The sequence below is a fragment of the Comamonas sp. AG1104 genome (assembly GCF_003350425.1).
Taxonomy (GTDB): domain Bacteria; phylum Pseudomonadota; class Gammaproteobacteria; order Burkholderiales; family Burkholderiaceae_C; genus Comamonas; species Comamonas testosteroni.
In genome coordinates this window covers 1-14,085 of sequence record NZ_QQAS01000017.1, presented here as the reverse complement: position 1 = coordinate 14,085, position 14,085 = coordinate 1, and the positions used below count along the sequence as shown (strand labels likewise).

Below are 14,085 nucleotides of genomic sequence, written 5' to 3'. Positions count from 1 at the left end.
TTTAACTCCCCAGAATGCGTAGGCAGGTGGCACAGGTGCTCAAGAAAAGCAGCATGCCCATGGCATTGAAGTAGCGGCAGAACTCACTGAGCTTGAAGACAACGGTTTTGCCGAACACTTGAATCGGGACATCAGCAGGGCACTGACCGTTACCGATGATGGAATCCACGGTGATATGGCCCTTGAGGTCAATCTCCGTGCCATTGGCGGTCAGCACGTTTTCTTGAGGCTTTTTGGCATCCACATCAAAGAGCCGCGACATATCGTTTTCGATATCGAACATAGTGCAATTGCGCTTGTGCTGCTCTTGCAAAGCAGCGCACTGGAGCACATCGCCATCGCAGCGGAAACTAGCCGAGCAGGAGCCGGAGAACTGGCCCTTGCTCTCTTTGCACATGGCTAGGGCAGGCTGCTCTTTGCAGACTTCATCCTGCCCCTTGTCTTCTTTGGAGCCATCGGGCTTAGTGACGGTGCACTTGCCGTCCTTGCACTCGACCTTTGAGCCGTCCTTGCCCTTGTCGGCACCATCTTTGGCAGGAACACAGGTATTCGTCTGAGTTGTGGACTGGACTTGACCCGAGGGGCACTGATTGCCCTTGCCCTCACACTCAGCGCGCTTCGTCGGGTCTTTTGGATCCTCGCAAGATCCGTCATCGCCTTTTTCATCAGGGATGCAGATGCCCTCAACGTACTTGGAAGGACTGGAGCCTGAGGGGCAATTGTTTTCTTTCGGTATGCAGACGCCAGGAGCGTACTTGGACGGCTCATATCCCACAGGGCAGTCTTGCGGCTTGTCTTTACCGCCTTCAGTGCCTTCACCACCACTGCCACCAGTTGCGGGGTCAGTGCAGGCATCACCGGTAAACGTAGGGTTCGACAAAAAGCAAACGGTCGAGCTACTCTTGCCAGTGCCAGTAACGCATGAGGAGATGGTCCCTGAGGTCTGGCAGCCGGTCATACAAGCATTGCCGGACTGCCCAATTTTGCTAGCAGCCCACTTTGCAGACTGAGGCCCGAAATCAGACTCCATGGAGCTGATGCCAATGGACATGCCAGCCAGTGGGCCACAGACCTCACTTTTCTTTTTTACACAGGCATTGCCTGACTCAACGTAGCCAGAATTGCAGATGCAGGAGCCGCCAGAGGCAGCGGAGTTAGCGGGACAGCCAAGGTCAAAGCCATAGACCACGCCCAACGTACCGTACTGAGACTCACAGGGATAGACGCCGCCACCTTGGTGATAAGACCCGAGTACGTTCGAAAAAACTGCTTGGCAAGCCGCCAATGGCGTGGAGTAGAACGGGCCACCAGATGACGAACCAAACTTCTGATAGGTGGGCGTAAGAGCCGCAGAAGCAACGCTAGCAGTGAATGCCAGAAATGCCAGGAATGCGAGAGCAATTAGGCGGAGCAAATGAGCCATAACGCCCCCATGTAGACAATCAAGCAAAGCAGTCCCATGTGACCTCCCTTGCATGTGCGCCCCGCCGTTCTCCGAATCGTCGCGACGCACATGCAAGGGTGCAGTAGCACCCTTGTTGACACAGTGGGGGACGGTTAGACCGAGCGCATGATCTTCCAGCCGCGGATAGCGATGGTCACGATCAGGTAGGCCGAACCCAGGATGCCGATGGGCGTCAACAGGCTCATCAAGAAGCCTTCACCAGCGCTGACGTCAGGAGCAGCAGGAGCTGTCTGAGCCATCGCGTTTTGTGCAGCCAGCATCAATGTGACACCACCGGCTGCGAGCTTGGCGCCATGTCCACGCGCCTTGTTCGCCAGTTTGGAGAGCAGTTTCTTAGTCATCAGTAGACCTTTCGTCCGGGGAGTTGATAAAGCGCAGCAGGGCCCGGAACCCCCATGCAACGCAGAAAACCAGAGTGATCGGCGTCATCAGTGCGGAGGCTTCCTCAAGCGACAAATTGAGGATGGGCACATTGACCTCATGCACCACGGTGACGGTGCAAGCAGAGGGGCACTGGATGACTTGATCGGCCATCAGGAGGCCTTTAGGGCACGCTGACGAGCAGCGCGAATTCGCATGGAGCGAACAGTGCGAGTAGCAAGGCGGTCAGCCACAGCGTGAACAGAAGCCAAGATGAAGTGGACGACCAAGGCACCAGCAAGGCCAGACACGAATGCGATCTTGGCGATGGAGATGGCGGCATACCTCAAGTGCTCTTCGGTGAGGAATTCCATGGTCAGGCCTTAGCAGCAGCAGGAGCCTCAGCGGCCTTGACGACACGGCCAGGAGTGGGCGCACCGGAAACAGGCGTGAGGTCAACAATTGCGGGCTTGATGCCGCGAGAGGCGAAATCCACGCGCATGCCGTAAACCGGGGCATAGACACCGCGTTGAATCTTGCCCAGCAGAGGGGAAGGCACTTGCATCACGCCCACTTGCATTTCCACGCCGTTTTCATCCAGCGTCATGCAATCGATTTCTTGCATTTCGTATGGCTTGCCAGTCTTACCAGTGCCTTTACGCACCTCTTGAACAATCAGAACCTTGATAAACGCGGGCAGGGATGTAGCTTCAGCAACGGACATGGAAAACCTCTCTAGGTGACTGCCAATAGGTATCCCGGGCAGATCGGGCAAATGGCGCAACAGCGCTCTGAGCTACCCCGCACGCGAGGCAGCGCGGAGGGTTGTCATAAGAGAGAGGGCAGGAAGTGAACGAAGAAGAAGCCCCAGAAGTCGCCCCAGTCCTCAACAACGGCAAAGGGGGAATCCGCGACTAAACGAGGCAAGACAACCTCGCGGATAAACAAGACCACGTTCAGAAGCATGCAAATCCAGAAGATGCGCATGCGAACCATCGTGTGGAGGAAGGTGCGGAAATCAGTCATACCTTCTCCGCAACACCAGCAGCAATCCAGCAAACAGACCACCAGCCGAGAAAAGCCAGCCCAGCGAAATACCAACCCTCAGACAGCTGATAGATGTAGGCATTGGCAGCCAGAAATGCGGGCAATCCAAGAAAGAGGGAAACAGCGATCCAGAAGCGCTTATCGCGGGTGTCCCCCTGCTGACCAGCGTTGACGGGAGCTACCACGCGCACATCAGCGCTTTCGTGGCCAGCAGGAGGACGTAATTCGGGTTTAGACATGTGGTAGCTCCATGAGAGAATCGATTACCAAATTGATCAATTTATCAATTTGATAACTGGATGTTACAAGGAATTTATCAAAATGGCAACAGATGAAGAAATCAGTCTGCTGATCGAGAAAGCCGCTGAAGCAGCAGGCAGTCAGACGCGACTAGCCGAACTCATAGGGATGCCAAAGAGCCACATCACGCAGATGAAGCAAGGCAAGCGTCATGTGAATTGGAGAGTGAGAGGGAAGCTTCGCGCTGTACTTGGCGAAGACCCTGCGCATGCATTCGTGTCCGCGATGCTCGAAGACCTTGATGACTCCGAAAACGAGGACGAAAAAAAAGCCGCAGACGGCTTGAAGGCCATGCTTGCAGCTTTTCCTAACGACTGGCGGAGGCTGTGAGATTCGAACTCACGGAAGGATCACTCCTTCGGCAGTTTTCAAGACTGCTGGTTTAAACCACTCACCCAAACCTCCGGATGGCAGGATTCTACACAAGGATTGTGCGCCGTTCGGCATTGCGCGCATTTTGCTTTGTCTATGAAACCATAGCGCATGGCGCTTGTTGTATCTCGACTGGCGCTCACTTTGCATCATGGCGTCTGCCATGATCGTTTACTGCGCGCGTTACAGTCCATTGTGAATGAACGAAGGGTTCAAAGTTCAAGACAAGGCATGTCACAAAACAAAACGCCCCTGAGGGCGTTTTGTTGCTGCCTCGGGCGGGATGCCCGAGAGGTGCCGTTTGATCAGCTGCGCAGAGCGATGGCCTGAGCTGCTGCCAGAGCGGTCATGTTGACCACGCGGCGCACGGTGGAGGAGGGGGTCAGCACGTGGGCGGAAGCCGAGCAGCCCATCAGGATGGGGCCGATGGTGGTGCCATGGCCGCCTGTGGTCTTGAGCACGTTGAACAGGATGTTCGCGGCGTCGAGGTTGGGGCAGATCAGCACGTTGGCCGCGCCGGTCAGCGAGGACTCCAGCAGGGAGTGGCTGCGCACGTTGGCGTCCAGGGCCGCATCGCCGTGCATTTCGCCATCGCATTCGATGCCGGGGTTGGCGGCGGCGAACAGGTCGCGTGCAGCGCGCATCTTGCGGGCCGAGCCGCGTGTGGACGAGCCGTAGTTGCTGTGCGAGAGGAAGGCCACCTTGGGTGGCAGGCCGAAGCGGGCCACTTCGTCGGCAGCCATCTTGGCGATCTCTGCCAGTTCTTCGGCGCTGGGAGCGTCGTTGATGTAGGTATCGGCCACGAACAGCGTGCCGGATTCCAGCATGACGGCGTTCACGGTGGCGAACTCGTTGGCGCCCTTCTTCAGGCCCAGCACATCTTCCAGATGGGCTAGGTGGCTGTCGAAGCGACCCACCAGACCGCACAGCATGGCATCGGCATCACCCAGGTGCACCATCAGGGCGGCGATCAGGGTGTTGGAGCGGCGCACGGCGGCCTTGGCGGCTTCGGGGGTGACGCCGTTGCGGCCCATCAGCTTGTGATAGGTCTCCCAGTACTGGCGGAAGCGGGGGTCATCTTCGGGATTGCAGATTTCCACGTCCTTGCCCAGCTGCATGCGCAGGCCGGCCTTGGCAATGCGGGCTTCGATGACGGCAGGGCGACCAATCAGGATGGGCTTGGCCAGGCCGTCGTCCACGGCAACCTGTACGGCACGCAGCACGCGCTCGTCTTCACCTTCGGCATAGGCCACGCGTTGCAGATTGGCCTTGGCGGCTGCAAACACGGGGCGCATGAACATGCTGGTCTGGTAGACGAAGCGGGTCAGGCTTTCGCGGTAGGCGGCGATGTCCTCGATGGGGCGGGTGGCGACACCGGACTCGGCGGCAGCCTGGGCCACGGCGGGAGCGATGCGCAGAATCAGGCGCGTATCGAAGGGCGTGGGGATCAGGTAGTCGGGGCCGAAGGTCAGCTCCTTGCCCTGGTAGGCGGCGGCGACCTCGTCGCTGACGTCCTGCTTGGCCAGGGCGGCGATTTCACGCACGCAGGCCAGCTTCATGGCTTCGGTGATCTTGGTGGCGCCGCAGTCCAGCGCGCCACGGAAGATGTAGGGGAAGCACAGGACGTTGTTGACCTGGTTGGGATAGTCGGAGCGGCCGGTGGCCACGATGCAGTCCGGGCGGATGGCCTTGGCCAGTTCGGGGCGGATTTCGGGTTCGGGGTTGGCCAGGGCCAGGATGATGGGCTTGTCGGCCATGGTCTTGACCATGTCGGCAGTCAGCACGCCGGGAGCGGAGCAGCCCAGGAACACGTCGGCGCCGTCGACCACGTCGGCCAGGGTACGTGCTTCGGTGTTCTGCGCGTAGCGCTGCTTGGAGGCATCCAGACCACCGGGGCGGCCTTCATAGATCACGCCCTTGGAGTCCACCATGAAGACATTGGAGCGCTTGATGCCCAGGCCCACCATCACGTCGACGCAGGCAATGGCTGCCGCGCCGGCGCCGGAGACGGCCACCTTGACGGCACCGATGTCCTTGCCCACCAGTTCCAGGCCATTGAGCAAAGCGGCGCTGGAGATGATGGCCGTGCCGTGCTGGTCGTCATGGAACACCGGAATGTTCATGCGCTTGGACAGCTCCTGCTCGATGTAGAAGCACTCGGGAGCCTTGATGTCTTCCAGGTTGATGCCGCCCAGGGTGGGCTCCATCGAGGCAATGATGTCGATGAGCTTGTCGGGATCGCGCTCGGCCAGTTCGATGTCGAACACGTCCACGCCGGCAAACTTCTTGAACAGGCAACCCTTGCCTTCCATCACTGGCTTGGAAGCCAGCGGGCCGATATCGCCCAGACCCAGCACCGCAGTGCCGTTGGTGATCACGCCGACCAGGTTGCCGCGCGAGGTGTATTCGGCCGCAGTTGAGGGGTCTGCCTCGATGTCCAGGCAGGGATAGGCCACGCCTGGCGAGTAGGCCAGGGACAGGTCACGCTGGTTGGACAGGGGCTTGGTAGGGGTGACGGAAATCTTGCCTTTGACGGGGCTGCGGTGGTATTCGCGGGCCGCATCGCGCAGGGCTTGTTCGGCGGAGGACAGGTTTTGTGTCATACGAAATATTTATCAGCAAGTTGCTTCTCGGAGCTTACCGGATGGCAAGAAGCATTTTGAGTCAGGTCTGTTTTGCTTCAACTGTATCGACAACAAACCCCCTGGCGCACTGTGGGGCGGCAGGGGGCTTGGGCTGGCCGGTAAGCCAGCGTTCGCTTCAGGACTGGCGTTTAGTGAGCGTCAGCCTCACGTGCTGCGTTGATGGCAGCGCTGTTGTCTTTGGCGGCTCCGTTAAAGAAAAGATTCAATGCCACGGCGGTAATCGAGGACAGCAGGATACCGGATTCAATCAGTGGATGGATGGAATGGGGCATCCACTGACGGAAATTAGGGGCAACCAGGGGAATCATTCCCACGCCGATGGACACTGCCACGATCATGGCGTTGTTCTTGTTGTTGCGGAAATCCACGTTGGCCAGGATACGGATGCCGGTGGAGGCCACCATGCCGAACATCACCAGGCCGGCGCCGCCCAGAACCACGGTGGGCAGGGATTCGATCAGCGCGCCCATCTTGGGCAGTACGCCCAGAACGATGAGGATCACGCCACCGGCCACGCAGACCCAGCGGCTGAGCACGCCGGTCACGGCCACCAGACCCACGTTCTGCGAGAAGCTGGTGTAGGGGAAGGTGTTGAAGATGCCGCCGATCAGGGTGCCCAGACCGTCGGTGCGCAGACCGCGGGTCAGCTCATCCTGTGTGATGTCGCGCTTGGCCATGTCGCCCAGGGCCAGGAACATGCCGGTGGACTCGATCATCACCACCACCATCACCAGACTCATGGTGAGGATCAGGATGGGGTCGAAGACGGGCATGGCGATCTGGAAGGGCAGCACCAGGGTGAACCACTCGGCCTTGGCGACCTTCTCGAAGTTCATCAGACCCATGGCCACGGAGATCACGCCGCCGATCAAGATGCCCATCAGCACCGAGATATTGGCCAGGAAGCCCTTGGCAAAGCGAGCGATCAGCAAGATGGACAGCAGCACGATGCCGGAGACCGCAGCGCCTTGCAGATCGGCGTACTTGGGGTTGGGCATGGTGGGCAGCACAGAGAAACCCTTGGGGATGGCTGGCAGCGAGGAGCCGGGAGCGCCGGCCATGGCCTGGGCCTCGGCCAGCCACTTAAGGTGCTCGGGGTTGGGCACGGAAGGAGCGGTCGGGCCCACGGGGTTGCCGAAGATCCAGTTGATGCCTACACGCATCAGGCTGATGCCGATGACGGCGATGATGGTGCCGGTCACGACCGGGGGGAAGAAGCGCAGCATGCGGCTGATGAGCGGCGCAATGAGGATGGAGATTACCCCCGCGCCGATCACCGAGCCAAAGATCAGGCCTGCGCCGGCATTGCCGCCGGTGCTCTGCGCCATGGACACCATGGGGGCCACGCTGGCAAAGGTCACGCCCATCATCACGGGCAGCTTGATGCCGAACCACTGGGTTGCGCCCATGGCCTGGATCAGGGTGACCAGGCCGCAGACGAACAGGTCGGCAGAGATCAGGTGCGCGACCTGCTCAGGGGGCAGGTTCAGGGCACGGCCCACGATCAGCGGCACGGCAACAGCGCCGGCATACATGACCAGAACGTGCTGCAGACCTAGGGCGGTGAGCTTGCCAAATGGCAGAACCTCATCCACGGGATGCACTTGGGATGTCATAAAAACATGTCTCCTCACTCTATATTGGCTTCAGGTTGGCATGCGATTCGCGAATGGCATGCAATCCATACAAAAAGTGTATACAGCTCATAACGCGCAGCATCTAGCGGTAAACCCTGCTCAAATTTCAGTTTCTGGATGGGATGTCAATGATTATGTTTTTCGCGCATAACCATCTAAGGTAATTACTGATTGCTATCAGATATGTAGCTAATGACCCTTTGTTTTTCTAATTTTCAGGATAAAACATATTGAAACCTTTTTGCATCAAGCGATAGTTGCTTTGTTTTTCATAGCAAAAATTGCGCGATATGCAATCGCAAGGAATCTGACTGCGGTTATGCGTGCGCAGGTTTCGGGTCTTGAAACATCTAGTGAAAGAAAGTGGATTGCCGCCTTGAGGCCGGTTGCATGCATTAGCGTTGAAGAAGGTGCAAAAAAGGGTGTCAAGCCCGAAATTGGTGCACCGCTGTGCAAAAGCGTGCATGGGGGCCTGCAAGGGGTTCATGCCTTGTCATGGATCTGAATTGGTGCAAAAACCATGCCGAGCTGCTGCACAAGCAAAAAAGGCGACCTTGAGGTCGCCTTGGGAGTGGGATTCGTCTGCGCAGCTGCAGGGCAGGCTGCCGCCTTGTGCCGCCTTGATGCCGCGTCTGAGCTTCAGTGCATGCCCGCCGCCATGGCCGAAGTCTGAACTGGACTGGTCTGACGTGGTGCGAAGCTGGCCATGAGCAGCGCCGCTGCTGCCGGTATGGCGGCCGCCCAGGCCAGCGAAGTCAAGTCCAGGCCCTGTGCAATCACGGCTCCGCCCAGCCAGGCACCCAGGGCATTGCCCAGATTGAAGGCCGCGATATTGAGGCTGGATGCCAGATTCATGCCGGCCTCGCCCGCCGATTGCAGCACGCCCATCTGCAGCGGCGCGACGGTGGCAAAGGCGGCAATGCCCAGCAGCAACACAAAGGCAATCGCCAGCGGCGTGCTCGCAAACATCCAGCGGCCCGCGATCAGCACCAGCATCAGGGCGGCCAGCGACGCCCACAGTGCGCGCTGCACTCCAAAGCGGTCGGCCAGCTTGCCACCCGCATGGTTGCCCAGGGCCAGGCCCGCCCCGAACAGCAGCAGGGTGAACGCAATCATGCGGTTGTCCATTCCCGTGATCTGGGTCAGCAACGGCTCTATATAGGTATAGAGGGTGAAGACGCCGGCAAAGCCGATCACCGTCAACAGCAGGCCGCGCCACATGGCGCCATTGCGCAGCACGGCCAGCTCCTGTGTCAGGCCCCGAGGGCTGGGCATGCTCAGTTCGCGTGGCACATGGCGCAGCAGGATCAGCAGTGCGATCACGCCGATGCCGCTGACGCTGGCAAAGGCCATGCGCCAGCCCCAGTGCTGGCCGATCCAGGTGCCGAAGGGCACGCCCAGCAGCGTGGCCAGGGTCAGGCCGGAAAACATCAGTGCAATGGCCGATGCTTTCTTCTCGGGCGCCACCAGTTGCGTGGCGACGACTGCACCCACGCCGAAGAAGGTGCCGTGGGTCAGCGAGGTCAGCACGCGTGCCGCCAGCAGCCAGCCATAGCTGGGTGCCAGAGCGGCGGCGGCATTGCCGGCGATGAACAGCAGCATCAGGCTCAGCAGCAGCAGCTTGCGCGGCCAGCGGCGCGAGGCCAGCGTGAGAACGGGAGCGCCCACGGCGACGCCCAAGGCATAGCCCGAGATCAGCGTGCCCGCCGTGGGGATGGAGATATGAAGATCCTGGCTGACCTGGGTCAGCAAGCCCATGATGATGAATTCCGTGGTGCCGATGCCGAAGGCACCGGCGGCCAGCGCAAGCAATGCTGCAGGCATGAAAACGTCCTTGTGAAAATTCCGCGAAGGGCTGAACTGTGAACCTGCGGCAGAAGGCGCGCTAGCCCTTGATGCGGACATGCATTTGTTCCTGTGGGGAATAAATCGTATCTTTATGATGTGATTCATGAAGAAATCCATGGCTATGCCTTCGCTGCAGGAGCACAGCGCGGACCGCTTTGTGGAGCTGCAGACCTTTGTGCAGGTGGCCCAGCAGGGCAGCTTCTCGGCTGCGGCGCGCCTGCGCGAGGTCTCGCCCTCGGCGGTCAGCAAGATCGTGGCCCGGCTCGAGACCCGGCTGGGCGTGCAGCTGCTGCGCCGCAGCACCCGGCGGCTGGAGCTGACGGCCGAGGGAGAGCAATTGCTGGAGCAGGGGCGGCAGCTGCTGGCGGACTGGCTGGCGCTGGAGTCCTCGGTCACCCGGCAGGGCCAGCCCACCGGCGTGGTGCGCATCAATGCCAGCTCGTCCACGGGCAACCGCTTGCTGGTGCCACTGGTCGGCCCGCTCATGCAGACCTGGCCGGGACTGCAGCTGGACCTCAGCTTTACCGATCATGTCGTGGACCTGATTGCGGCCCGCGCCGATATCGCCTTGCGCTGGGGAGAGCTGCCGTCTTCGGACATGGTGGCGCGCAAGCTGGGTCACACGCGCCAGGTGATCGTGGCCTCGCCCGACTATCTGCAGCGCTTTGGCAGGCCGCAGCATCCCGATGAGCTGGCAGGTCATGTGCGCATCGGCTGGAACTATCCGCGGGCCATACCGCACTGGCCGTTTGTGGTGGCGGGCAAGGCGGTGACGGTGAGCATGGGCGAGGTGCTGCGCGTCAACGATGGCGAAGCCATGGCCAATCTGGCCAAGGCCGGGGCGGGCCTGGCGCGGCTGTCGCTCTATCACGCCTGGGACGACTTGCATGCGGGCAGGCTGCAGGCGTTGCTCGAGGATTTCAATCCCGGAGATCTGCAGCCCATCCATGCCGTGTATGTGGGCAAGCCCGGCCAGTTGCCGGTGAGGACGCGAGCGGTGCTGGATTTTCTGGCCAGCCATGTGGACCTCAGTCATGCCGAGCAAATGCCCGTCGGCTTGCTGGTGTCGCGCACATAAAAAAAGAGCCCGGACGAATCCAGGCTCCTTGAAAAACCTCCATCCAGTCTGGAGAAGGCTAGGCGTTCAAACGGTGTTTGGTGCTCAGGCAGTCAGGTCCACCAGCGAGCGGGCCACCACCTTGGTGGCGCGGCGCAGATCTTCCAGCACCAGGCGCTCGTCGGAGCGCTTGGCGTGCGATTCCAGCACGGTGCGGGGGCCGGCGCCGTAGATCACGCCGGGGATGCCGCGCTCGACGTACAGGCGCACGTCGGTGTACAGAGGCGTGCCCACTGCGGGAGGCTTCTCGCCGAAGACGGCTTCGCCGTGGGCCTGGATGGCGTCGACCAGAGGCTTGTTGCCGTCCAGGGGCGTCATGGCATTGGCCAGCAGCAGGCGCTTGATGTCCACGCGCACAGCGTCTTCACCGGTGTAGCCGCCCTGGGTGTTGAAGTCGGCGATGGCCTTGGCGATGACAGCGCGGATGCTGGCTTCGACTTCCACGGGATTCTCTTCAGGAATCATGCGGCGGTCGATCTTGAGCATGACCTTGCCGGGCACCACATTGGTGTTGGTGCCGCCGTCGATACGGCCGATGTTCAGGTAGGGGTGCTTGATGCCGGGCACCTTGGACGTGACTTGCTTGTACTTCACGTTCTCGGCGTACAGAGCCGTGAGCAGTACCGCAGTGGCTTGCAGCGCGTCCACGCCGGTGTGGGGCACGGCGGCGTGAGCCATCTTGCCCTGCACGGTGATTTCCATCTGCAGGCAGCCGTTGTGAGCGGTAACAACTTCGTAGCTGAAGCCCGCTGCGATCATCAGGTCGGGCTTGGTCAGGCCCTTTTCCAGCAGCCAGCCGGGGCCCATGATGCCGCCGAACTCTTCGTCGTAGGTGTAGTGCAGCTCCACCGCGCCCTTGGCTGGCTTGGCCACGGCTTCCAGAGCACGCACGGCAAAGGTGAACGAGGCGAAGTCGCTCTTGCTCACGGCAGCGGCGCGGCCATACAGCTTGCCGTCTTCGATCTCGGCGCCGTAGGGGTCCTTGGTCCAGCCTTCGCCCGGAGGCACCACGTCGCCGTGGGCGTTCAGGGCGATGGTGCGGCCACCGTCACCCTGCGCACCGTACTGGCGGCGCACGATCAGGTTGGTGATGGATTCCATGCCGTAGGCCTTGACGTCGGCTTCGGGCACGACGTGCTTTTCGGCGTCGAAGCCAAAGCCCTTGATCAGCTCGGCAGTACGTTCGGCGTGGGGGGCATTGTTGCCGGGAGGCGTGTCCGTGGGCACTTGCACCATGGCCTGCAGAAACTTCACTTCTTCGTCGAAGTGCTCGTCAATCCATGCATCGATGGCGGCGTAGGTGGCTTGCTTGTCTTGATTCATATTGGTCATTGCTGTTCTTGAGCCAGTTGGTGGAGGAGGTGAGTGAAGGCATCCACGGACAGTTGCATGTCGTCGGAGGTAGAGGCTTCCAGCGGGTTGTGGCTGATACCGGCGTTCATGCCGCGCACGAACAACATGGCCTGGGGCATGATTTCGTGCAGCTTCATGGCGTCGTGACCGGCGCCGCTGGGCATGCGGAACAGGGGCACGCCCAGTGCATCGACAGCGTTTTCCCAGCGTTTCTGCCATTCGGGAGCGCTGGGTGCAGCCGCTGCCTTCATGGACAGATCGGTGCTGTAGCGCAGGCCGCGGCGTTCGGCGATCGCAGCCATCTCGGCCATGATGTCGTTGATCATGGCGTCGCGCTGCTCGTTGGTGGGAGCGCGCAGATCCAGCGAGAACTGGCAGCGGCCGGGCACCACGTTGACCGAGCCCGAGGGCACGTTCAGCTGGCCGATGGTGGCCACGCTGTCGCCGTCCTGGCCGGCGCGCTTTTCGATGTACAGCGACAGCTCGGCAACGCCGGCTGCGGCATCGCGGCGGCGGTCCATGGGCGTGGTGCCGGCGTGGCTGGCCATGCCGATGAATTCGCACGTGTAACGAGCGCTGCCGTTGATGGAGGTGACGATGCCCAGGGGAATGTCCAGCTCGTTGAGCACGGGGCCCTGCTCGATGTGCACTTCCACAAAGCCCAGGTACTTGGCGGGGTCGCGCTCCAGCTTGGGAATGTCGTCGATGCACAGGCCGGCATGCAGCATGGCTTCGCGCAGCGTGATGCCGTCGGCGTCCTTTTGCTCCAGCCATTCCTGCTTGAAGTCGCCCACCAGGGCGCCTGAGCCCAGGAAGGTGGCCTTGTAGCGCTGGCCTTCCTCTTCCGAGAAACCCACCACTTCGATGTTGAAGGGCAGACGCTTACCTTGCTGGGCCAGTTGCTTGACGCAGGCCATGGGCACAAAGATGCCCAGGCGGCCGTCGTACTTGCCGCCGTTGCGCACGGTGTCGTAGTGGCTGCCGGTCAACAGGGTCTTGGCGCCTTCGGTGGCCGCCTTGTAGCGGCCCACCACATTGCCCACGGCGTCGATCTCGACCTCGTCGAAGCCGATCTCGCGCATCCAGTGGCTGATGCGCTGGGCGCAGGCACGGTGGGCGTCGGTCAGGTAAGTCACCGTCAGCTGGCCTTTTTCGGCGTAGCCGGGGTCGCTGTTGGTGGACAGGCGTTCCTGCCAGTCCCAGACTTCGTTGCCTTCGACGGGTTCGTAGCCGAACTTGTCGTTCAGACGGATCTCGGCGATGCGGTGGATGTTGCGCAGTGCCTCGGCCTGTTCGTAGGCCGGATGGTTGAACATGCGACGCTCGAAGGTCGCAATGATCTCGGCCTTGCTCAGACCCAGACCGCGCGCGCCGCGCACGGCCAGGATGAAGGGGAAGCCGAAGCGCTTGCCGTATTCGGCGTTGAGCTTGCGGATGTGCTCCAGCTCTTCGGGCGTGCAGTTGGTCAGGCCAGCCTTCTTCTGCTCATTCGTCGACTCGGCGGTGAGCGTGTTGGTCTCCATCTGCTTGCCGGCCAACTCCGGGTGAGCGCGGATCAGATCGAGCTGGGCCTGCTCGCTGGACTCGGCCAGCACCTTGGCCATGGCGTGCTTGATATGCGCCATGGACTTGAAGGGACGCTGCTCCAGTGCCTTGGCGGCAATCCAGGGCGAGTGCTCGTACAGGCCATCGAGCAAGTCGGTGGCGGTTGCCGCATCGGCGGCATTCAGTTGTTCCAGGGTCAAAGCCATGTCGCAATCAATCCTTGCAAGGGAAACGCTCGGCCCAGTGACGAGCCAAATCAATACGGCGGCACACCCACACGTTGTCGTGCTTCTGGATGTGGTCGAGGAAGCGCTGCAGCGCTGTAATCCGGCCGGGACGGCCCAGCAGTCGGCAGTGCATGCCGATGCTCATCATCTTGGGGGCGTTGTCGCCGCT

At 60.9% G+C, this 14,085-nt stretch carries 13 protein-coding genes, 1 tRNA gene and 1 pseudogene; 2 read left to right on the top strand and 13 right to left on the bottom strand.

Annotated features, from left to right (window positions below):
• Position 1: 1 nt before the first annotated feature.
• The 6 genes from DFO48_RS25235 to DFO48_RS24855 form a co-directional block, all read right to left on the bottom strand.
• Positions 2-1,423 carry a hypothetical protein gene (locus tag DFO48_RS25235; RefSeq protein WP_147282776.1) on the bottom strand — a complete coding sequence of 474 codons (1,422 nt, stop codon included), beginning with the start codon at positions 1,421-1,423 and terminating at the stop codon, positions 2-4.
• A gap of 134 nt (positions 1,424-1,557) precedes the next feature.
• Entirely contained in the window at positions 1,558-1,806 is a 249-nt protein-coding gene (locus DFO48_RS24880) for a major capsid protein (protein WP_114865092.1), read from the bottom strand.
• A complete protein-coding gene (locus DFO48_RS24875; RefSeq protein WP_114865091.1) occupies positions 1,799-1,999 on the bottom strand; it encodes a hypothetical protein in 201 nt (66 codons plus the stop codon). The genes DFO48_RS24880 and DFO48_RS24875 overlap by 8 nt, the downstream gene beginning before the upstream one ends.
• 202 nt (positions 2,000-2,201) lie before the next feature.
• Complete coding sequence (locus DFO48_RS24865; protein ID WP_147282775.1) at positions 2,202-2,549, bottom strand: hypothetical protein; 348 nt, start codon at positions 2,547-2,549, stop codon at positions 2,202-2,204.
• A gap of 104 nt (positions 2,550-2,653) precedes the next feature.
• Complete coding sequence (locus DFO48_RS24860) at positions 2,654-2,851, bottom strand: hypothetical protein (RefSeq protein WP_114865088.1); 198 nt, start codon at positions 2,849-2,851, stop codon at positions 2,654-2,656.
• Entirely contained in the window at positions 2,848-3,111 is a 264-nt protein-coding gene (locus DFO48_RS24855) for a hypothetical protein (RefSeq protein ID WP_114865087.1), read from the bottom strand. The genes DFO48_RS24860 and DFO48_RS24855 overlap by 4 nt, the downstream gene beginning before the upstream one ends.
• A gap of 82 nt (positions 3,112-3,193) precedes the next feature.
• Between DFO48_RS24855 and DFO48_RS24850 the strand changes: the two genes are divergently transcribed.
• The gene (locus tag DFO48_RS24850) at positions 3,194-3,502 is read left to right on the top strand and encodes a hypothetical protein (RefSeq protein ID WP_114865086.1); all 309 of its coding nucleotides are present in this window, start codon (positions 3,194-3,196) and stop codon (positions 3,500-3,502) included.
• Here the strand turns inward: DFO48_RS24850 and DFO48_RS24845 are convergent.
• From DFO48_RS24845 to DFO48_RS24830, 4 genes are all read right to left on the bottom strand, one after another.
• Positions 3,488-3,577: transfer RNA gene (locus DFO48_RS24845), tRNA-Ser, on the bottom strand. The two genes, DFO48_RS24850 and DFO48_RS24845, sit on opposite strands and share 15 nt — an antisense overlap.
• 272 nt (positions 3,578-3,849) lie before the next feature.
• Positions 3,850-6,147 (bottom strand): NADP-dependent malic enzyme, encoded by a 2,298-nt coding sequence (locus DFO48_RS24840; RefSeq protein ID WP_003074720.1) that lies wholly within the window; start codon positions 6,145-6,147, stop codon positions 3,850-3,852.
• A 170-nt stretch (positions 6,148-6,317) separates the two neighbouring features.
• Positions 6,318-7,805: a nucleobase:cation symporter-2 family protein gene (locus tag DFO48_RS24835; protein WP_003063711.1), complete on the bottom strand. Its 1,488-nt coding sequence runs from the start codon at positions 7,803-7,805 to the stop codon at positions 6,318-6,320.
• A gap of 660 nt (positions 7,806-8,465) precedes the next feature.
• The gene (locus DFO48_RS24830; protein ID WP_114865085.1) at positions 8,466-9,650 is read right to left on the bottom strand and encodes an MFS transporter; all 1,185 of its coding nucleotides are present in this window, start codon (positions 9,648-9,650) and stop codon (positions 8,466-8,468) included.
• Between the two features lie 127 nt (positions 9,651-9,777).
• On the opposite strand from DFO48_RS24830, the gene DFO48_RS24825 reads away from it, so the two are divergent.
• Positions 9,778-10,752 carry a LysR family transcriptional regulator gene (locus tag DFO48_RS24825; RefSeq protein ID WP_114865084.1) on the top strand — a complete coding sequence of 325 codons (975 nt, stop codon included), beginning with the start codon at positions 9,778-9,780 and terminating at the stop codon, positions 10,750-10,752.
• 84 nt (positions 10,753-10,836) lie between these two features.
• Here DFO48_RS24825 and DFO48_RS24820 read toward each other — a convergent pair whose 3' ends face one another.
• From DFO48_RS24820 to DFO48_RS24810, 3 genes and pseudogenes are all read right to left on the bottom strand, one after another.
• Entirely contained in the window at positions 10,837-12,123 is a 1,287-nt protein-coding gene (locus DFO48_RS24820; RefSeq protein WP_114865083.1) for a M20/M25/M40 family metallo-hydrolase, read from the bottom strand.
• A complete protein-coding gene (gene uraD, locus DFO48_RS24815; protein WP_034348398.1) occupies positions 12,120-13,895 on the bottom strand; it encodes a 2-oxo-4-hydroxy-4-carboxy-5-ureidoimidazoline decarboxylase in 1,776 nt (591 codons plus the stop codon). Before uraD ends, DFO48_RS24820 begins: the two co-directional genes overlap by 4 nt.
• Positions 13,896-13,902: 7 nt before the next feature.
• Positions 13,903-14,085, bottom strand: a pseudogene (locus DFO48_RS24810) (allantoinase); the annotation flags it as partial.